Genomic DNA, 20756 nt, shown 5'->3' with positions numbered 1-20756 from the left:
GTAGCCACACCGCCGCCGGCGCTGCCGGCGGCTCTTTGCTCATGGAGGCAACATGGCCGTTCAGAAACGCTTCATCGCCGGCGCCGTCTGCCCCCGCTGTGCCGAGATGGACAAGATCCGCACCTGGGAGCAGAGCGGCGTGCGCTATCGCGACTGCGTCAACTGCGATTTCTTCGAACAGGCGCCCATCGAAGAAGAGACGGCGGCCGAGCTCGAGACCCGCGTCAATCGTGAACGCGAGGAACAGCGCCGCAATACCATCCAGACGGTGAGAATTCTCGACCCCGGGAGACGTTGAGCGTGGCGGAGGCGACCGACGCCGCCGGGTCGCGGTCGAGCAGTCGGCGACACCTGGAATTGCTCGGTCTGGCAGCCGCCGGCGCGCTGCTGCTGTCGCGCCCCGACTTCGCCACGCTGGCCGCCGGTCTGGGGCTGTTCCTGTGGGGCATGAGCCTTCTGGAAGAGGCCATCAAACGGCTCTCCGGTGGCACTCTCGACCGCTGGCTGTACGCCGCCACGCGCCACCCCGGGCGTGCCATTGGCGTCGGCGCCCTGGCCACCGCCCTGGTCCAGTCCAGTTCGCTCACCACCTTGCTGGCGATGTCCTTCGTCAGCGCCGGCCTGGTCGCCCTGCCCGGCGCCATCGCTCTGCTGTTCGGCGCCAATCTCGGAACGACCACCGGGGCCTGGCTGATCGCCACGTTCGGCCTGCGCTTCGACCTGGCCCACTATGCCATGCCGCTGCTCGCCCTCGGCCTGCTCGGCCGTTACCGCCTCAGCGGCCCACTGGCCGGTATCGCCGGGCTGCTGCTGGGCATCGGCCTGCTGTTCCTCGGTATCGACTTCATGAAGCTCGGCTTCGAGGCCTGGCAGGATGGCCTGCGGCTGGACGGCCTGGCCGGCGACCGGCTGTGGCACTGGCCGCTGTTCGTGGCAATCGGCATCGTCGCCACCGTGGTCATGCAGTCGAGCCATGCGACGCTGCTGCTCACCCTGACGGCCCTGGCCTCGGGGCAACTGCCCTACCTGCCGGCGCTGGCCATCGCCATCGGCGCCAACATCGGTACCACGGTCACCGCCGTGCTGGGCGCGCTTTCCGCCGGCGTCGCGGCACGCCGCCTGGCCGGTGCGCATGTAATCTTCAATCTGGTCACCGCCGCGGTCGCCCTGGTGCTGCTGGTACCGCTGGCCTGGCTGGTGGATGTCATTGCCGAACTGGTGGGACTGGCGGAAACGGCCTGGCCGCTCAAGCTGGCCCTGTTCCACACTCTATTCAACCTGCTCGGCATCGTGCTGATGCTGCCCTGGATCCCGCAGCTGGCCAGCCTGCTCGAGCGCCGTTTTCCCGAGCCCGCCCGACTGCCGCCGTCGCAGGCACGCTACCTCGACAGCACCGCCCTCAATCATGCGGATACCGCCGTTGCCGCCATGGAGCAGGAGTGTCGGCGCCTCGACCGGCGTGCCTATCATCTGCTGTGCAGCGCCATCCTGCTGCCCAGTGCCGAGGTGATCGGCCACCCACCGCAGCGTCAAGCGGTGGCGGCCCACATCGACCCCGACACCTGGCCAGGCATCGATGCCCGCTATCAGGAGCGAATCAAACCGCTGCTCACCGAGATTCTGGAATTCCAGGCACGCCTCGACGTACCGCTGACAGACGCTCAGCAGGCGAGGCTGGACGAGCTGCAGGAACGTTCGCTGCGCATGGTGGAAGCAGTACGCCTCGGCGAGGTGCTGCAGCGTAGCCTTCTGCGCCATGCCGCGCCGGCCAGCCCGCTGCGTGAAGCCCACGACGATCTGCGCCTGGCCATTGCCACCGGCCTCAACCGGCTCGCCGAGGAGAAGGAGGCCGCCACCATCGCCGCGCCCGTCGAAGAAGTGCTCCGTCACTGGCAGCATGAGCTGGCCAAGCGGTTGCGGGAACATCGCCTCGATCCATGGCTCGCCTCGTCGTTGATGAACGACCTGCACCAGGCTGGCCGACTGATCGCAACGCTCACCGAAACGTTCTGCGCCACCCAGCGTGCGGATATCCACACACACATTACGTAACTAGTGCGAAATCCCAGCCAGATCTTATTTTCTCCATCTCGACTTTCGTCGAATGCAAAAAAAGTAATGTCTTGTTTTTACAAGCACTACCCCTGCATGGCGCAGCAATTGCCTATACTCATGTGCGTTACAACGTATTTCATAAGGACCCACTTCAGGTGGGCTCCAATAACGACAAAGGCAAATCGGAGTACTCCAATGCGCTATACCGCCTCCAAACTGATCGCCACCTCCGTGCTCGGTGCGGCTCTGGTCGCCGCCGGCGCCCAGGCCGACGACCGCAGCGACTGGCCCCGTAGCCTGACCGTGGGCACCGCCAGCCAGGGTGGCACCTACTACATCTACGGCTCCGGCTGGGCCAACATGGTCGGCGACGCCCTCGGCGTTTCCTTCGGCGCCGAAGTGACCGGCGGCCCCGTACAGAACGCCACTCTGGTACAAATGGGTGAGCACGACTTCGGCATGGTGACCATGGGTCCGGCCTACGAGGCGTGGACCGGCAACAGCGAACTTGCCCCGGGCGTCGAGCACACCGACATTCGCGCCGTATTCCCGATGTACCAGACCACCCTGCAGATCGTTGCCATGTCCGGCTCGGGCATCAGCTCCGTTGCCGACCTGGACGGCAAGACCGTGGGCGTCGGCCCGGCGGGCGGTACTTCGGACATGTACTATCCGCAGCTGTTCGAGAAGCTCGGCCTCAACGTCAGCACCCGCAACGGCGGTGCTGCCGACCAGGCAGGCCAGTTGCAGGACGGCCTGATCGATGCCTTCGCCTTCGCCGCGGGCGTGCCGATCTCAGCCTTCAACCAGCTCGAAGCCCAAGCCAACGTCAACATCTTCTCCTTCTCCGAGGAAGAGATGGAGCAGTTCCTGGGCGACTTCCCTGAGCTGAGCCCGGCCAGCATCCCGGCTTCCGTCTACAACAGCCTGGACGAAGACCTGCCGGCCGTTTCGATCTGGAACTTCGCCATCACCCATAAGGACATGCCGGAATCTCTGGTCTATGAAGTGACCAAGACCGTGATGGAAAACAACGACCGCATGGTCCAGATCCATGGTGCCGCCAGCGAGACGGTGGCCGAGAACTTCGAGTTCAACACCTTCCTGCCCTGGCATCCGGGTGCCGTACGCTGGTTCGAAGAGAACGGCTACGAGATCCCGGAGGATCTGCGCGGTTGATCTATACGCGCATCGACGCCGGCCTTCGGGCCGGCGTCAACGCCTTAACCCTCTAAGGCAACTGTAACCCCTCAAGGCATCCCGGCATGACCCACGAAACCCAACCCGAACAAGCCGCCTCGAAGATCGGCACCGAAGGTGTCTCCGACATCCCGATCGCCCATAACGAGCGCGTGCTTTCCGGCCTGCTCGGCCAGACGGTATTTGCCGCCTGTGTCCTCTTTACGGCCATGCATCTCTATGCACTCAACGTCTCACCCATCGAGACCTGGGCGTTTCGCATCATTCACGTGGCCGGTGGCCTGGCCGTAGGCTTCGCCATCACCGCCGCCTATACTCTGGACCGCAGCCCGGGCGAAAGGCACATAGCCAAGGTCGAGTGGTTAGCCATGATTCCGGCCATAGCCGCCATCGTCTATGCCGCCTTCGCCATCGGTTATGCCTGGTTCATCCGGGAAACCCAGGGCACGCCCCCTGCCGGCTGGGTGCTGGTGCACATGAGCTGGGCACTGACGATCGCCACCGGCATCGCCATGATCAGCAGCTGGATCTGGCGCAGCTCGAGCCGCTCCGTCCATTGGGCCGACGCCGTCCTGATCGTCGCTTCGATCATCGTCGCCGCCTACCTGCTGTTCGTGCTGCAGCGCTGGCGCATGGCCGCCGGCACACCGTTTGCCGGACAGACCGAGTTCCTCGTCTCGGCCGTCGGGGTGGCCCTGATCATGGAACTCACCCGCCGCGTAGCGGGGCTGGCGCTGATCCTCATCACCGCCGTGTTCCTGGTCTATGCCTTTGCCGGCCCTTACTTGCCCGGCCTGCTGGAACACCGCGGCTACTCGCCGCAGCGCTTCTTCACCTATCTGTATACCGACAACGGTATCCTCGGCGCGACCACCGCGGTCTCGTCCACCTACATCATTCTGTTCATTACCTTCGCCGCCTTCCTGCAGGCCTCACGCGTGGGTGACTATTTCGTCAACTTCGCCTTTGCCGCCGCCGGTCGCGCGCGTGGCGGCCCGGCCAAGGTGGCGGTATTCGCTTCCGGCCTGATGGGCATGATCAACGGTACTTCTGCCGGCAACGTGGTGGCGACCGGCTCGCTGACCATTCCGTTGATGAAGAAGGTGGGCTACCACCCGCGCAGCGCTGGCGGCATCGAAGCCGCGGCTTCCACCGGTGGCCAGATCGTACCGCCGATCATGGGCGCGGGCGCCTTCATCATGGCCGAGATCACCGGTATCCCCTATACCGAAATCGCCATTGCCGCACTGATTCCGGCCGCCCTGTACTTCCTCTCCATCTACCTGATGGTGGACCTGGAAGCTCGCCGCGGCGGCATGCAGGGTCTGCCCAAGGACCAACTGCCGGTATTCCGCAAGATGGTCAAACAGGTCTACCTGTTCCTGCCCATCATCATCCTGATCGGCACCCTGTTCATGGGCTACTCGGTGATTCGTGCCGGTACCCTGGCCATGGTCAGCGCCGCCGTGGTGTCCTGGTTCACGCCCCACTGGATGGGCCCCAAGGCGCTGCTCAACGCCCTCTCGCTGGGCGCGCGCATGGCCATTCCGCTGATCGCGGTGTGTGCCTGTGCCGGCATCATCGTCGGCGTCATCGCCCTGACCGGCGTCGGTGCCCGCTTCGCCTCCATGCTGCTGGGCATCGCCGATGCCAGCCATCTGCTGGCGCTGTTCTTCGCCATGTGCATCTCGATCCTGCTCGGCATGGGCATGCCCACCACGGCGGCCTACGCGGTGGCCGCCTCGGTGGTAGCGCCGGGGCTGCAGCAGATCGGCATTCCGCCGCTGGTGGCGCACTTCTTCGTGTTCTACTACGCGGTGCTCTCGGCCATCACCCCGCCGGTGGCACTGGCCGGCTATGCCGCCGCCGCCATCTCGGGAACCGATCCGCTGAAGACGGCAGTGACTTCCTTCAAGTTCGGTCTGGCCGCATTCATCGTGCCTTTCATGTTCTTCTACAGCCCGGCGCTGCTGATGGACGGCACCTGGATGCAGATCCTGCGCGTGACCCTCACCGCGGCTGTGGGGATCTACCTGCTGGCCGCCTCGGTGCAGGGCTGGTTCCTCAACGGTGGCGTCAACCTCGTGCAGCGCGTGATGCTGCTGGCCGCCGCGCTGTCGATGATCGCCGGTGGCTGGATGACCGACCTGCTCGGCGTCGGCATCGGCGGGCTGGTGTTCATGTGGCAGGCTGCCGCACTGAAGGCCAAGCCCAAGGCCCTGACCTGATCCGAGATCGGGCGCAAGCCAAGGTGGCCTCGGCCACCTTGGCTTCACCGCCCACCTCACCGACAGGAGACACACCATGAGCACTGGACGGTTCCCCACGCTGTATCCGCTAGTCGCTTCCTGCGCCCTGCTGTTCGGGAGCGCCCCCACCCTGGCCGATGAACGGGCCGATTGGCCGACGGAAGTCCTGTTGGGCACTGCCTCCCTCGGTGGCACCTATCAGGTTTATGGCGACGGTCTGGTGACCCGCCTCATCGACGAACTCGGCATTGACGCCGTCTCCCAGGCGACCGGCGGGCCCTATCACAACATGACGCTGGTCCATACCGGCGAGGCGGAGCTGGGCCTAGTCACCTTGGGCCCGGCCCGCGAACTCTGGGACGGCGAGGCCGAATTCGCCCCCGGCGAGGAGATGCGCGACGTGCGCGCGCTCTTCCCCATGTACCAGACCCCCTTCCATGTGGTGACGCTGGCCGGCTCGGGCATCGAGAGCATCGCCGATCTGAGCGGCAAGCGAGTCGGGGTCGGCCCCATGGGCGGTACCTGCGCCGCCTATTGGCCGCAGTTTCTGGATGCACTGGGCGTCGAGGACGTGCATCTGCAGTATGCCGATGCCAACCATCTGGCCGACTACCTGACCTCTCGGCTGAGTGACGCCTTCGCCTTCTGCGCCGGCCTGCCGATCAGAGCCTTCGAGCGTCTCGAGCGGCGTCGTGACGTGCACATGTTCGGCCTGACGGAGCAAGAGCAGAGCACCCTGCTGGACGCCTTCCCGGTGTCGGCCTTCGAGATTCCCGCCGATACCTATGCCTCGATGGATGCCCCCCACGCTTCGGTGTCGTTCTGGAATTTCGCCATCGGCCACAAGGACCTGCCGGAAAGCTTCGTCTACGAATTGATGAAGCTGGTGCTGGACCACCCCGACGCCATGATGGAGATCCACCCCGCCGCCATCGAAACCCGGGCGGAGCACCTCGACAAGAATGGCGTGATCTGGTTCCACCCCGGGGCGGTACGCTACTACGAGGAGCAAGGCCTCGAAGTGCCGGTCGAAATGCTGCCACCCGAAATGCGCCCGGACGAGGATGCAGACGACGAAGACGCCAGCGACACGGACGACTGACGCCATACCTCCTGACACCCAATCTCACTGACACCCAATCTCACTGACACCCAATGAAGCGGCCCCGCCAGATGGCGGGGCCGAGTCGTTCAAGGGCCGAGTCGTTCAAGGGCCGAGTCGTTCAAGAGCTATGTCATTTAAGGGCTAGGAAGCGCAAGCGATAGCGCTCAGGACTCGACCACGCCACAGGCCATACGACCGCCGCCGCCGCCATCCTCCGGCTCGTCGGAGTAGGTGTCGCCGCCTTCGTGGATCATCAGGCTGCGACCCTGCACGTCATCGACGGTGAGCCGCGGCGCCAGCACCGGCAGGTTCGCCTCGCCGTCTTCGTTGACGATCAGCACCGGCAGGTCGCCCAGATGACCGTCACCATAGGGCCCCTGGTGGCTATCGGTCTCCTCGGGATCGTAGTGGCCTCCCGCCTCGCCGGCGGCCGCCATGTTCCCGTCCTCGTCTTCACCCGGCTCGCAGCTGGGATTCTCGTGGACGTGGAAACCGTACACGCCGGGCGGCATCTCGCGCAGGTCGGGGGTTAGCAACAAGCCGTGGTCGGTATCTTCGAGCGTGATGGTGCCGATGGAATCCTCGACGCCATCGGCACTCACCCAATTGATCTCGACTTCGTGGCCTTCCTGGGCCTGGGCTTGTCCCATTCCCGCAGCTAGCATCAGGGAGGCGAAAGCGACTCCCGAAAGGTTGGCATGGCGCATCTAGCGACCTCCTGTTCCTGATTCCATGGACATGCAGGAAACAGGCTAGTCGCAGATGCGCCCAAGCGCCAAAGCGATGGACTCAGCCCAGGTTGTCGAGGATGCGCAGGCAGGGCTCCGCCTGGTTGAGGGTGTAGAAGTGCAGGCCGGGCGCACCGCCGTCGAGCAGGCGCTGACAAAGCCGCGACACCACCTCGGTGCCGAAGGCCGCGATGGCCTCGCTGTCGTCACCGTAGGCCTCGAGCTGCTTGCGGATCCAGCGTGGAATCTCGGCGCCGCAGGCATCGGAGAAACGGGCCAGCTTGGTGTAATTGGTGATTGGCATGATGCCGGGCACGATCGGCGCCTCGACGCCCAGCGCCTGGGCGCGCTCGACGAAGTGGAAGTAAGCCTCGGCGGTGAAGAAGTATTGGGTGATGGCGAGATTGGCCCCCGCTTTCACCTTGCGCGCGAAGTTCTCCAAGTCGCGCTCGAAGCTCGGCGCCTGCGGGTGGGATTCCGGATAGGCCGCCACGGCGATCTCGAAGTGGTCGCCGGTTTCCTCGCGGATGAACTCCACCAGCTCGTTGGCATAGCGCAGCTCACCGATGCCGCCCATGCCCGAGGGCAGATCGCCACGCAGTGCCACCAGGCTGTCGATGCCCTCTTCGCGGTACTGAGCGAGCAGGTCACGCAACTGGGCCTGCTCGCTACCGATGCAGGAAAGGTGTGGCGCGGTGGTGATGCCGGACTCACGCACGCTTCTCACGGTGTTGAGCGTGCGTCCCTGGGTCGAACCGCCGGCGCCATAGGTGACCGAAAAGAAACGCGGGTTCCGCTCGGCCAGGGCGTCACGCACCCCGATCAGCTTCTCGCGCCCCGCCTCGGTGTTGGGGGGAAAGAACTCGAAACTGATGCCTAGCGGATATGAGCTGCTCATGAAAATCTCTCTGGTTGCCGGGAGCGATGCGAATTCCAGCATTCTGCCGTCCGGCCGGACGCCTGACCAATGAAAAGTTCCACGCTGCCACATGAGCTTTCGTCATATAGAGCCGGACGATTATAACCGTTCGGTCTGAATTGAGGCAGGTGGCAGACGGGCCTCGGCTGCAAAAGCTCAAACTTCGCTAACAAATCTTCGCTCATGTCACGTTGACCCACGCTCGCGAGACAACGACGCTGGGATAAGAGAAAAGGCGACCGGCCCGGTACGGACACCGGGTTACTTACCAATGAGGAGAACCCCATGACACAGGAACTGATCACCGGTACCGCCGTCTTCGACGACGAGGGCAAGCAGGTCGGCAAGGTGGCGGATACCAGTGACGTGGACAAGGTCGGCATCATCACCGAGACGGGCAGCCGCTTCTGGGTACCAAGCGCACTGCTCACCCATCGCGATCAGCGCTGGATGCTGGAGCCTGGCTATACCGAGATATCGCCGGCCGAGGCGAAAACGCAGCAGGCGGAGCGCGAGCTGGACGAGGCCAACGCCGAGACCTTCCCGGCCAGCGATCCGCCCTCCTTCACCATGGGTGACGAGGGCAAGGGCGGCTGAACCTACGCCAGCGATGCAAAGTCAGGGATGCACGGAGCGCCAAGCAGGAGGTTGAACATGGAGAGATCACGCCAGGATCGCAATGGCGGGCAAAGCACGCAGATGAGTGAGAAAGGGCGCGAGTCGTTGCGCGAGGGAGCCCGGCGGCTGACCGCGCGCGACGCTCCCGACGACCACGATCCCAACGACAATCCCAGCGACAGTGCCGGCCACAAGGGTGGGCGCTCACCCGCCCAGGACGACGTCTACCGTCCGGATGCCAACGTCGACGACCAGAAGCACAGCGCCAGGAAGCCCGGCATCGATACGCGGCGCGAGACGACCCCGGTAGGCGGCACCCAGGTCGTGCGCGACAAGACCTCGCACAAGGAGAACATCGACGACCAGGCCGAGCGGGCCAGGTCGAGCCGGCGCAACGGCTGATTTCGCCACCGCTGAGCGGGTCGATCATGCATGGCTGACAGCCGTCTCGCCGACAGGCATCATATCGGCTTTCGGCGATGGAATGGCGAGCGATGATCGACCCCAGTGCCCTGCTGGGCCCCCTCTGGACCCTTCTGGCCTTCGTCGGCCTCGGCTGGCTGGCGGCACGGCGGCTGGCCATCGATCCACGCCCCATCGCCACGCTGCTGATCTACCTGATCGCTCCGGTCACCTTCTTTCGCGGCCTGCTGCTGGGCGGCCCCACGCCCCACTACCTGCTGCTGACCCTGGCGCTGTTCCTGCTGGCAAGCCTGATCGCCGCTGCCATCAACCCGCTGGCCAAGCGCTTCCTGTCACCACAGGAGGGCGCGGTGCTCGCCTTCTCCTCCGGCACCGGCAACACCGGCTATTTCGGCCTGCCCATTGCCATGATCCTGCTGCCGCCGGAAGGCGTGACGCTGTACCTGTTCTGCCTGCTCGGCGTGACACTCTACGAGTTCACGGTGGGCTTCTATCTCAGCGCCCGCGGCCAGTTTTCGGTGCGCCAGAGCCTGATCAAGATCGTACGTCTACCACTGATCTATGCCTTTCTCGCCGCGCTGCTGGTAAGCGGGCTCGGCTTGACGCTGCCGGCCACGCTGATCGACAGCCTGGCGGTGTTTCCCTCCACCTACACCCTGCTCGGCATGATGATCATCGGCATGACCCTGGGCCGAGTCACGATTCGCGAGATCGACCTGCGTTTCATGACCGGCTGCGTGGCGATCCGCTACCTGCTGTGGCCCTGGCTGATGCTGGCGGTGGTGGTGCTGCTGCAGACGCTGATGACGCTGCCCGACGAGCTAGCCCTGGCGCTTCTGCTGATCGGCGTGGTGCCGATGGCGGCCAACGTGGTGGTGGTCGCCATGGAGCTCGGTATCAAGCCGGAAAAGGGCGCCCTGGCGGTGCTGGCCACCACTCTGGCCGCCCCGCTGCTGATTCCGCTCTACCTGCCGCTGTTGATGCGCCTGGCCGGCCTGTAGAACGATTGGCCTTGAAGCCCGGCCCGGTAGAGCTAGCCTGAAGCAAGACATCCTCGGAAGGAGGCCATCATGCATCGTCATGCATATTGGGCGCTCGCCATCGTCATGCTGCTGTTCCTCGCCCCCGCCCAGGCCCACCACGGCTGGGTCGGCGGCGAGACCATCGAGATAGAAGGCACCATCACCCAGGTGCGGCTGGGCAATCCCCACGGCGAAGTGCAACTCGACGTGGATGGCGAAACTTGGACGGTCGAGGTCGGCCAGCCCTGGCGCAACGAACGCGCCGGGTTAGAAGAAGGCGACCTCGCCGAAGGCGTGAAGCTGCGCGTCTCGGGCGAACATGCCCGTGAACGTGTGCTCAAGGCTGAGCAGCTGTGGATCGGCGAGGAGCACTACGTGCTCTATCCCGGGCGAATCTGACTTGGCGACGTGAAAGCCCTGCTGACATCGCTCGCCGATACTGCCCTGGCCGAGTGGGTGCGGCTCTCACGCTGGGGCTATGCGGCGATCAATGCCCTGCACGTGCTGGGCATCGCCCTGCTGATCGGCGCCATCATTGCCCTTGACCTGCGCCTGCTGGGTTGGCGCAAACGCTTGCCGCTGCAAGAGCTGGGCCGGCTGCTGCAGCCGGTGGCCGTCGCTGGGCTGCTGCTGGCAATGGCCACCGGGGCGCTGCTGTTTCTCGCCGACCCCAGCGGCTATGCCGCCATGCCCCTGTTTCGCCTCAAGCTGGCATTGATCGCACTGGCCATCGCCAACGCCCTGCTGCTCAACCTGGGGCCGGGGCTGGCACATGCCACGCCCCGGCGCCTGCTCGTGGCCGGCATTCTGTCTCTGCTGCTGTGGCCAGCCGTGTTGCTGACGGGCCGCATGCTTGCCTTCGTCGATGGCTGACCAATGGAAACGCCGCCCGCAGGCGGCGCTTACTTCACCATTACTTGGCTTTCCGTTACTTCGCTTTTCCGTCGTCGCGCGATACGGCTCAATAGCGATAGGCGTCCGGCTTGTACGGTCCCGCCACCGGCACCCCGGTGTACTTGGCCTGCTGCTCGGTCATCTGCGTGAGCACCCCGCCGAAGCCCTCGACCATGTAGCGGGCCACCTCCTCGTCGAGATGGCGCGGCAGCACGGTGACGGCCAGGCCGCCCTCCTTCTCGGCCGGCGGCAGGTCGGCGAAGCGCTGCTGATAGAGGTGGATCTGCGCCAGCACCTGGTTGGCGAAGGAGCCGTCCATCACCCGCGAGGGGTGCCCGGTGGCGTTGCCCAGATTGACCAGGCGCCCCTCGGAGAGCAGCAGCAGGTAGTCGCTGCTGGCGGGGTCGAAGTGGCCCGGCGTGCTGTCGCGATAGACCTTGTGCACCTGCGGCTTGACCTCCTCCCAGTGCCAGTGGCGGCGCATGAAGGCGGTATCGATCTCGTTGTCGAAGTGGCCGATGTTGCACACCACCGCGCCGGGCTTGAGCGCCTCGAGCATGCCGGCGTCGCAGGCCTCGATGTTGCCGGTGGCGGTGACCACCAGGTCGATGCGCGAGAGCAACTGGCGATCCACGCTCTGCTTGCCGCGATTGATGCCGTCGACATAGGGCGAGACCACTTCATAGCCGTCCATGCACGCCTGCATGGCACAGATCGGGTCGATCTCGGCGATCTTGACGATCATGCCCTCCTGGCGCAGTGAGGCCGCCGAGCCCTTGCCCACATCGCCGTAGCCCACCACCAGCGCCTGCTTGCCTGCCAGCAGGTGGTCGAGGCCGCGCTTGATGGCGTCGTTGAGCGAGTGGCGACAGCCGTACTTGTTGTCGTTCTTCGACTTGGTCACGGCGTCGTTGACGTTGATCGCCGGCACCTTGAGCGTGCGGTCGCGCAGCATCTCCTGCAGACGATGCACCCCGGTGGTGGTCTCCTCGGAGATGCCGTGGATGGCGTCGAGCAGCTCGGGGCGTTTGTCATGCAGCAGCGCAGTGAGGTCGCCGCCGTCGTCGAGCACCATGTTGGGGGTCCAGCCGTCGGGCCCTTCCACGGTCTGCTCGATGCACCACCAGAACTCCTCTTCCGTCTCGCCCTTCCAGGCGAACACCGGGATACCGGCAGCGGCGATGGCGGCGGCAGCGTGATCCTGGGTCGAGAAGATGTTGCACGACGACCAGCGCACCGAAGCCCCCAGGTCGATCAGGGTCTCGATCAGCACCGCAGTCTGGATGGTCATGTGAATGCAGCCGGCGATGCGCGCCCCGGCCAGCGGCTGTTCGTCGCGATACTTGGCGCGGATCTTCATCAGCGCCGGCATCTCGGTTTCGGCGATGCGGATCTCGCGCCGTCCCCAGTCGGCCAGGCTGATATCGGCGACCTTGAAGTCCTGCGCGGTCGCGGCGGAAACGGCTGGCTGGTTCATGCGTCACCTCTCTCGAGCGGAAAACGGTGCCCCTCACTATAGGCAGGGAACGCCGGCAGCGACAATCAACGCTCGCCTTCCCCTCGCTCATCGATACACTCGAACGGCACCGGAGGCGCCGCACGAAGCGGGGTGGCGGTCCGCTGGAGCCCAACCCAGCAAGAGCCCGTCACGGTGCCACCCCCAGAGGGGATCAGAACTGCAGGCCCAGCGCAAAGCCGCCGAGCAGATAGCAGAACAGCGTGATCAACACGATCCCGACGATGTTGAGGACGACCCCGCCCCGGGCCATCTGACCGATGCTGACCGCGCCGGTGCCGAACACGATGGCATTGGGTGGCGTGCCGACCGGCAGCATGAAGGCGCAGGTCGCGGCGAAGGCCGCCGGGATCAGCAGCGTCATCGAGTCGGTGCCGATGCCCACCGCCACACCGCCGAGCACGGGGATGAAGGTCGCGGCCGTGGCCGTGTTGCTGGTCACTTCCGTGAGGAACAGCACGATGGTGGCCACGGCAGCCACCAGCAGCAGGATCGGCAGCACCCCAAGTCCGGTGATCTGCTGACCGAACCAGCTGTCCAGGCCGGTGCCTGCCACGGCGCCGGCGAGGCTCAGGCCACCGCCGAACAGCAGCAGCACCCCCCAGGGCAGCCCATCCTCGGCATCCTTCCAGTTCAGCACCATCTCGTTGCGACCTCGCGCCGGCAGCACGAACAGCGCAATCCCGGCGGCAACGGCGATGGCGGTATCGTCGAGATTACCCAGCGGCCCCAGCCACTGCCCCACCCCCGGGATGTTGCCGAGAACACCGGGCACCACCCACAGGAACGCCGCCGAGCCGAACACCAGCAGTACCATCTTCTCGCCCTGGGTGAGCGAGCCGAGCTTGCGGACCTCCCCTTCGATCATCTCCTGGCCGCCGGGAATCTCCTCGACCTTGAACGGGTAGAGTACTCGGGTCATCAGTACCCAGCCCACCAGGATGAAGGTGAAGGCCAGCGGCACGCCGAGCATCATCCAGTCGAGAAAACCGATATTGCGGCCCAGCTCGTCGGCGGCGTAGCCGGCGACGATGGCGTTGGGCGGGCTGCCGAGCAGGGTGCCGAGGCCACCCATGCTGGCCGACCAGGCGATGGCCAGCAGCAGGCAGAGGCCGAAGCGCTTGATGTTCTCGTCGGCGATGAAGTCGACGTGCCCGGCCCGGTGATGGTCGTGGCCGGCGCTGACCGTCTCGGTGGATTCACCGCTGCGTTCCGCCACCAGGGCCAGCACGGAGAGCCCGATCGGCAGCATCATCAGGGTCGTCGCGGTGTTGGAGACCCACATCGACAGGAATCCCGTGGCCAGCATCATGCCGAGCACGATCCGATGCGGCGAGACCCCGACCCGGGCCAGGGTCAGCAGCGCGATGCGCCGGTGCAGGTTCCACTTCTCCATGGCGATGGCGATCAGGAAGCCACCGAGGAACAAAAACACGATAGAGCTGGCATAGGGCGCCGTGGCCTGGGCCACGGTACGCTCCGTCAGCATCGGGATCAGCACGATCGGCAGCAGGGCGGTGGCCGAGAGCGGGATAGCCTCGGTCATCCACCATACCGCCATCAGGGCGCCGATCGTCGCCACCCAGCGTGCATCCGGCGACAGCCCTTCGGCCTGGCCCATGGCAAGCCAGACGATCAGTGCCACCAGCAACCCGAAGGCACGCAGCCCCCATATCAGTCTGGCGGAACGCCCGCCGGCCTCTTCGCCTCCCGGCGCCTCGCCCTGTGTCTGCTCGTGGGGTTGCTTGTCCATTTGTCGGTCTCTCCATTACTTGCTTTACAGTCCTGGTCAGCGAGCGGCGGCCTGCCGGACCTCCATATGATGGCTCCGACAGCAGCCGCCCGCTGGCGTTCGTCTATCGCTTCTTCTGCGGTGGCAGATCGGTACACACCCCCTCGAACAGTTCGGCGGCCATACCGACCGATTCACCCAGGGTCGGGTGAGGATGGATGGTCTTGCCGATGTCGACCGGGTCGCAGCCCATCTCGATGGCCAGGCACAGCTCGCTGATCAGATCCCCCGCCTGGGTACCGACGATGGCGCCGCCGATGATGCGATGGGTCTCCTCGTCGAAGATCAGCTTGGTGAACCCTTCGTCACGACCGTTGGCGATGGCCCGACCGGAGGCGGCCCAGGGGAAGACCGCCTTGCCGTACTTGATGCCCTCGGCCTTGCACTCGGCCTCGGTCTTGCCGGCCCAGGCGACTTCCGGGTCGGTGTAGGCCACCGAGGGTATCTGCCGGGCATCGAAGAAGCTCTTGTGGCCGGCAGCGGCCTCCGCCGCGACATGCGCCTCGTGCACCGCCTTGTGAGCCAGCATCGGCTGACCGACGATGTCGCCGATGGCGAAGATGTGGCCGACATTGGTGCGCATCTGCTTGTCGGTGGCGATGAAACCACGTTCGTCGACCGCCACGCCAGCGTTCTCGGCACCGATCTTGTGGCCGTTGGGGCTGCGACCGACCGCTTGCAGAATCATGTCGTACAGCTGCGGTTCGGCGGGAGCGCCCTCGCCCTCGAAGCTGACCTTGAGGCCGTTCTTCTGCGCCTTCACCGCGGTGGTTCGGGTCTTGAGCATCACCTTGTCGAAGCGCGGCTGATTGACCTTCTCCCACACCTTGACCAGGTCGCGGTCGGCGCCGGCCATCAGCCCGTCGAGCATCTCGACCACGTCGATGCGCGTGCCCAGGGTGGAGTAGACCGTAGCCATCTCCAGGCCGATGATGCCGCCGCCGATGACCAGCATGCGCTTGGGAATGGTGGTCAGCTTCAGCGCCCCGGTGGAATCGACCACCCGAGGGTCGTCGGGGATGAAAGGCAGTTTCACCGACTGCGAACCGGCGGCGATGATGCACTTATCGAACTTGATCACCTGCTTGGCGCCGGTCGGCTCCTGGCCGTCGCCATCGGTCAGGGCTACTTCCAGGTGATGCGGGTCGAGGAAGGTGCCGACCCCGCGCACGACCTCGACCTTGCGCGCCTTGGCCATGCCGGCCAGCCCCCCGGTGAGCTTGCCGACGACCTTCTCCTTCCAGCCGCGCAGCTTGTCGAGATCGACCTTCGGCTTGCCGAAGGCGACGCCATGATCGGCCATGGCGTTGGCCGCATCGGTGACCGCCGCCACATGCAGCAGCGCCTTGGAGGGGATACAGCCGACGTTCAGACACACCCCGCCGAGGCTGCCATAGCGTTCCACCAGCACGGTCTTCATTCCCAGATCGGCGGCCCGGAAGGCGGCCGAGTAGCCGCCCGGCCCGGCACCGAGCACCAGCATCTCGCACTCGAGATCGGCGCCGCCGGCATAGCTGGCCGCCGTGGGGGCGGGCACGGCCGCCGGCGGCTCCGCTGCCTGTGCGGCCGCAGGTGTGGCTGCGTGGGCCGCCCCTTCCGCCTCCAGCATCAGGATCGGCGTGCCTTGCGAAACCCTGTCGCCCACCGCCACCAGCACCTCGGCGACCCTGCCGGCCTTGGGCGCTGGCACGTCCATGGAGGCCTTGTCGGACTCCAGGGTGATCAGCGAATCCTCGGCGCGGATCGTATCGCCGGGGCGTACCAGCACCTCGATCACCGGGACGTCATCGAAATCGCCGATGTCCGGCACCCGCACCTCTTCCAGCCCGCCGCCGCCATAGCCACCGCCGGCATCGCCGGGCGCCGGTGAACCGACCCCTTGCTCATGCACTACCGGCTGCGGTTCGCGGTCCATCACCCGGGAGCCCGTCTCGGCCGGCTCCAGCATCAGGATGAGCGAGCCCTCGGAGACCGTGTCGCCCTCCTTGACCTTGAGCGCTGCGACCGTACCCGACACCGGGGAGGGCACGTCCATGGAGGCCTTGTCGGTCTCCAGGGTGATCAGCGGGGTTTCGATGTCGATGGCATCGCCCGGCTTGACCAGCACCTCGATGATCTCGACGTCCTTGAAATCGCCGATATCGGGCACCTTGACTTCGATTGCATTGGCCATGTCGTCGACTCCTCACATGATGATGCGCCGCATGTCGGCGAGCAGGTTGGCGAAATGGACGTTGAAGCGGGCCGCGGCGGCGCCGTCGATCACTCGGTGATCCCAGGAGAGCGACAGCGGCAGCATGTAGCGCCACTCCGAGTGCTTGCCGTCCGGCGAGACCTGCTTCCAGAAGGAGCGACACACGCCCATGATGGCCACCTCGGGGGCGTTGATGATGGGCGTGAAATAGAGCCCACCGATGCCGCCGAGGGAGGAGATGGTGAAACAACCGCCCTGCATCTGATCGGGCTTGAGCTTGCCGTCGCGGGCCAGCTTGGCCAGCGCCCCCATTTCCTGGGCGATCTCCACCACGCCCTTCTTGTCCGCGTCGCGGATCACCGGCACCACCAGGCCGTTGGGCGTGTCGGCGGCGAAGCCGATGTGGTAGTAGCGCTTGAGGATCAGCTGGTCGCCGTCCAGCGAGGCATTGAACTCGGGGAACTGCTTCAAGGTGGCGACCGCGGCCTTGATCATGAACGCCAGCATGCTGACCTTGGCGCCCGACTTCTCGTTGTCCTTGTTGAACTGCACCCGGAAGGCTTCAAGTTCGGTGATATCGGCCTCGTCGTGGTTGGTGACATGGGGAATCTGCACCCAGTTGCGGTGCAGGTTGGCGCCGGAGATCTTCTTGATACGCGACAGCGGCTGGGTCTCCACCGGGCCGAACTTGCTGAAGTCCACCTGGGGCCAGGGCAGCAGATCCAGCCCCCCGCCGCCGGCTGGAGCGCCGGTTGAAGTGCTAGCCGCCGCCGAGGCACCGCCCCCAGAGAAGTTGTGGACAGCGAAGTTGCGGATGTCCTCCTGAGTCACCCTCCCCTTGAGGCCGGTCGCCGGCACGCGGGTCAGGTCCACCTCCAGCTCGCGTGCCAGGCGGCGCGCAGAGGGGCTGGCGTGGACCCTGCTGAAATCCGCGATCGGACCGCTCGGCGCTGCGGTAGCGGTCGCCGTAGATGAAGCAGCCGGAGCAGCGGCCGCTGCCGCTGGCTGCCCTTCGCTGCCGCCGGGCGCCGCTGGCTTTTCATCCGCCCCGCTCGGTGCCGCCGCCCCCGCTTCGCTCTCCAGCAGCAGCACCAGGCTGCCCTCGGAGACCGTGTCGCCGAGCTTGACCTTGAGCTCCTTGACCGTGCCCGCCGCTGGCGCCGGCACGTCCATCGACGCCTTGTCCGATTCCACGGTGATCAGCGGGTCCTCGACCTGGATCGTGTCGCCGGCCTGGACGTGGATTTCGATGATCGGGACATCGGTGTAATCGCCGATGTCCGGTACCTTGATCTCTTGAATGGCCACTGTTGTTCTCCTTCGGCTCAGGCGTACAGGGGGTTGGGCTTTTCGGGGTCGATGCCGTACTTGGCGATGGCATCGCGCACCTTGGCGCTCTTGAGCTTGCCCTCGTCGACCAGGGCCTGCAGCGCGGTCAGGACGACGTAGTGCCGATCCACCTCGAAATGGCGGCGCAGCGCCTCGCGGCTGTCGGAACGACCGAAGCCGTCGGTACCCAGCACCTCGTAGCGCCGCGGCACGAAAGGCCGGATCTGTTCGGCGAACATGCGGATGTAGTCGGTCGAGGCGATCACCGGCCCTTCGGTGCCTTCCAGGCACTGCTCGACATAGCTCTTGCGCGGTGTCTCGCCGGGGTGCAGCCGGTTCCAGCGCTTGACCGCATGGCCGTCGCGGGCCAGCTCGTTGAAGCTCGGGCAGCTCCAGACGTCGGCCGCTACGCCCCAGTCGTCGCGCAGCAGCTCCACCGCGGCAATCACCTCGTTGAGGATGCTGCCGCAGCCCAGCAGCTGCACCCGCGGCGCCTTGGCCTTGCCCTCGGCCTGGCTGAACCGGTACATGCCCTTGATGATGCCCTCTTCGGCGCCTTCGGGCAGAGCCGGATGGTGGTAGTTCTCGTTCATAGTGGTGATGTAGTAGAAGACGTCCTGCTGCTCTTCGTACATGCGCTTGAGGCCATCGCGCACGATCACCGCCACTTCGTAGTGGAAGGTCGGGTCATAGGCCATGCAATTGGGGATGAACTGGGCGAACAGCTGGCTGTGGCCGTCCTGGTGCTGCAGCCCTTCGCCGTTCAAGGTGGTGCGCCCCGAGGTGCCGCCGATCAGGAACCCCCGCGCCAGCATGTCGCCGGCCGCCCAGGCCAGGTCGCCGACGCGCTGGAAGCCGAACATGGAGTAGTAGATGTAGAACGGGATCATGGTGACCCCGTGGTTGCTGTACGAGGTGGCGGCGGCGATCCACGACGACATGGCCCCGTCCTCGTTGATGCCCTCCTGCAGGATCTGCCCCTTCTGGTCCTCGCGGTAAGGCATGATCTCCTCGGCGTCCATGGGCACGTATTTCTGCCCTTCCGGCGCGTAGATGCCGATCTGCCGGAACATGCCCTCCATGCCGAAGGTACGCGACTCGTCGGCAACGATCGGGGTCAGCCGCGGCCCCAGGGTCTTGTCCCGGGCCAGGGAGACCATGATGCGTACCATGGCCATGGTGGTGGACATGGTGCGCTCGCCGGTGTCCGCCAGCACCTGCTTGAACATCTCCAGAGGCGGCGCCTCGAGCCGGTCGCCGTTGCGCTGACGCTGGGGCAGGTAGCCTCCCAGGGCCTGGCGCTGAGCGTGCAGGAACTGCATCTCGGCGCTCTCCTCCGGCGGCTTGATGAAGGCCGCTGCGGTGACCTGTTCATCGCTGAAGGGCAGATCGAAGCGTTTCTGGAAGTAGCGCAGGTTGTCCTCACCCAGTTTCTTCTTCTGGTGGGTGATGTTCTGACCCTCGCCGCCCTCGCCCATGCCGTAGCCCTTGACGGTCTTCATCAGCAGCACCGAGGGCTTGTCCTTGGTGTTGACCGCGGCGTGATAGGCGGCGTAGACCTTCTGCGGGTCGTGGCCGCCGCGGATCAGCTTGTAGTAGATGTCGTCGTCCGACAGGTGAGCGACCATCTCCTTGAGCTCCGGGTACTTGCCGAAGAAGTGCTCGCGGATGTAGCCGCCGCCCTTGACCTTGAAGTTCTGGTACTCGCCGTCGACGCACTCCTCCATGCGCTTGCGCAGCAGGCCCTGGGTGTCCTTGGCCAGCAGCTCGTCCCAGCCCGAGCCCCACAGGCACTTGATGACGTTCCAGCCCGCCCCGCGGAAGTTGCCCTCCAGCTCCTGGACGATCTTGCCGTTGCCCCGCACTGGACCGTCCAGGCGCTGCAGGTTGCAGTTGATCACGAAGATCAGATTGTCCAGCTTCTCGCGGCTGGCCAGGGCGATGGCCCCCTGGGACTGGGGCTCGTCCATCTCGCCGTCGCCGAGGAAGGCCCACACCTTGCGCCCCTCGGTGTCGGCCAGCCCGCGGTTCTGGAGATACTTCATGAAGCGGGCCTGATAGATGGCCATGATCGGCCCCAGTCCCATGGAGACGGTGGAAACCTGCCAGAAGTCCGGCATCAGGTAAGGATGGGGGTAGGAGGAGATTCCCTTGCCGTCCACCTCCAGGCGGAAGTTCTCCAGCTGCTCCTCGGAGAGCCGCCCTTCCAGGAACGCCCGCGCATAGATGCCCGGAGCGCAATGGCCCTGCACGTAGATGATGTCACCGCCGTGGCCGTCGCTGGGGGCCTGCCAGAAATGGTTGAAACCCACCTCGTACATCACTGCCGAAGACTGGTAGCTGGCGATATGCCCGCCGGGTTCGGCGGGTTTCTTGTTGGCGCGTACCACCATGGCCATGGCGTTCCAGCGCAGATAGGCGATCAGCCGCTGCAGCAGGGCCGCGTCGCCGGGCAGCTTGGCCTCCTTGTGGGGCGGGATGGTGTTCACATAGGGCGTGCGGGTGGTGTCCGGCGCCTCGGCCCCGGTGCGGTAGGCCTCCTCCACCGCCTTGTGCAGCAGGTAGGTGGCCCGCTCGGGGCCCACCCGTTCCACCACCACGTCGACGGCTTCCTGCCACTCCCGGGTTTCCTGGGGATCGAAGTCGTTGTAATCATCGAAAGCCATGGGGCGTCTCCCTTGATCGTTGGCTCGGGCTTGTTGTTGTTGGTGT

Annotated in this window: 17 protein-coding genes; 10 read left to right on the top strand and 7 right to left on the bottom strand. The window is 65.5% G+C overall.

What is annotated here, in order from left to right; translation table 11 throughout:
• The first annotated feature begins 52 nt into the window (after window positions 1–52).
• From HOP58_RS17300 to HOP58_RS17280, 5 genes are all read left to right on the top strand, one after another.
• Window positions 53–298 (top strand): YheV family putative zinc ribbon protein, encoded by a 246-nt coding sequence (locus HOP58_RS17300; RefSeq protein ID WP_010626439.1) that lies wholly within the window; start codon window positions 53–55, stop codon window positions 296–298.
• 2 nt (window positions 299–300) lie between these two features.
• Window positions 301–2052, top strand: coding sequence for a Na/Pi symporter (locus HOP58_RS17295; RefSeq protein ID WP_234261003.1), 1752 nt, complete (start codon window positions 301–303; stop codon window positions 2050–2052).
• A gap of 198 nt (window positions 2053–2250) precedes the next feature.
• Window positions 2251–3234, top strand: a complete 984-nt coding sequence (locus HOP58_RS17290; RefSeq protein WP_010626437.1) for a TAXI family TRAP transporter solute-binding subunit — start codon at window positions 2251–2253, stop codon at window positions 3232–3234.
• An 86-nt stretch (window positions 3235–3320) separates the two neighbouring features.
• Entirely contained in the window at window positions 3321–5483 is a 2163-nt protein-coding gene (locus HOP58_RS17285) for a TRAP transporter fused permease subunit (protein ID WP_234261002.1), read from the top strand.
• A gap of 76 nt (window positions 5484–5559) precedes the next feature.
• Window positions 5560–6606: a TAXI family TRAP transporter solute-binding subunit gene (locus tag HOP58_RS17280; RefSeq protein WP_010626435.1), complete on the top strand. Its 1047-nt coding sequence runs from the start codon at window positions 5560–5562 to the stop codon at window positions 6604–6606.
• Window positions 6607–6773: 167 nt separating this feature from the next.
• Here HOP58_RS17280 and sodC read toward each other — a convergent pair whose 3' ends face one another.
• Together sodC and metF are read right to left on the bottom strand one after the other, a co-directional pair.
• Window positions 6774–7316 carry a superoxide dismutase family protein gene (sodC, locus tag HOP58_RS17275; protein WP_010626434.1) on the bottom strand — a complete coding sequence of 181 codons (543 nt, stop codon included), beginning with the start codon at window positions 7314–7316 and terminating at the stop codon, window positions 6774–6776.
• Window positions 7317–7398: 82 nt separating this feature from the next.
• Complete coding sequence (gene metF / locus HOP58_RS17270; RefSeq protein WP_234261001.1) at window positions 7399–8235, bottom strand: methylenetetrahydrofolate reductase [NAD(P)H]; 837 nt, start codon at window positions 8233–8235, stop codon at window positions 7399–7401.
• A 306-nt stretch (window positions 8236–8541) separates the two neighbouring features.
• On the opposite strand from metF, the gene HOP58_RS17265 reads away from it, so the two are divergent.
• The 5 genes from HOP58_RS17265 (at window position 8542) to HOP58_RS17245 (ending at window position 11192) form a co-directional block, all read left to right on the top strand.
• On the top strand, window positions 8542–8853 hold the full coding sequence (locus HOP58_RS17265) for a hypothetical protein (protein ID WP_010626432.1): 312 nt from the start codon (window positions 8542–8544) through the stop codon (window positions 8851–8853).
• Between the two features lie 57 nt (window positions 8854–8910).
• The gene (locus HOP58_RS17260; protein ID WP_234261000.1) at window positions 8911–9276 is read left to right on the top strand and encodes a hypothetical protein; all 366 of its coding nucleotides are present in this window, start codon (window positions 8911–8913) and stop codon (window positions 9274–9276) included.
• 92 nt (window positions 9277–9368) lie between these two features.
• Window positions 9369–10298, top strand: a complete 930-nt coding sequence (locus tag HOP58_RS17255; RefSeq protein WP_234260999.1) for an AEC family transporter — start codon at window positions 9369–9371, stop codon at window positions 10296–10298.
• A gap of 69 nt (window positions 10299–10367) precedes the next feature.
• On the top strand, window positions 10368–10718 hold the full coding sequence (locus tag HOP58_RS17250; RefSeq protein WP_234260998.1) for a DUF6152 family protein: 351 nt from the start codon (window positions 10368–10370) through the stop codon (window positions 10716–10718).
• Between the two features lie 9 nt (window positions 10719–10727).
• A complete protein-coding gene (locus HOP58_RS17245) occupies window positions 10728–11192 on the top strand; it encodes a hypothetical protein (RefSeq protein WP_234260997.1) in 465 nt (154 codons plus the stop codon).
• 88 nt (window positions 11193–11280) lie between these two features.
• Here the strand turns inward: HOP58_RS17245 and ahcY are convergent, their stop codons facing one another.
• From ahcY to aceE, 5 genes are all read right to left on the bottom strand, one after another.
• Window positions 11281–12690 carry an adenosylhomocysteinase gene (ahcY, locus tag HOP58_RS17240; RefSeq protein ID WP_234260996.1) on the bottom strand — a complete coding sequence of 470 codons (1410 nt, stop codon included), beginning with the start codon at window positions 12688–12690 and terminating at the stop codon, window positions 11281–11283.
• A gap of 193 nt (window positions 12691–12883) precedes the next feature.
• Window positions 12884–14482: an SLC13 family permease gene (locus HOP58_RS17235; RefSeq protein ID WP_010626426.1), complete on the bottom strand. Its 1599-nt coding sequence runs from the start codon at window positions 14480–14482 to the stop codon at window positions 12884–12886.
• A gap of 103 nt (window positions 14483–14585) precedes the next feature.
• Complete coding sequence (gene lpdA / locus HOP58_RS17230; protein ID WP_346657482.1) at window positions 14586–16694, bottom strand: dihydrolipoyl dehydrogenase; 2109 nt, start codon at window positions 16692–16694, stop codon at window positions 14586–14588.
• 12 nt (window positions 16695–16706) lie between these two features.
• Window positions 16707–18023: a dihydrolipoyllysine-residue acetyltransferase gene (gene aceF / locus HOP58_RS17220; RefSeq protein ID WP_010626424.1), complete on the bottom strand. Its 1317-nt coding sequence runs from the start codon at window positions 18021–18023 to the stop codon at window positions 16707–16709.
• Between the two features lie 17 nt (window positions 18024–18040).
• On the bottom strand, window positions 18041–20710 hold the full coding sequence (aceE, locus tag HOP58_RS17215; RefSeq protein ID WP_234255573.1) for a pyruvate dehydrogenase (acetyl-transferring), homodimeric type: 2670 nt from the start codon (window positions 20708–20710) through the stop codon (window positions 18041–18043).
• Window positions 20711–20756 lie beyond the last annotated feature (46 nt).

Origin of the sequence: Halomonas sp. MCCC 1A11062 (assembly GCF_021404355.1) — a bacterium.
GTDB lineage: Bacteria > Pseudomonadota > Gammaproteobacteria > Pseudomonadales > Halomonadaceae > Halomonas > Halomonas aerodenitrificans.
The sequence above is the reverse complement of the archived record's forward strand: the minus strand, read 5'-3'. Positions and strand labels throughout refer to the sequence as shown.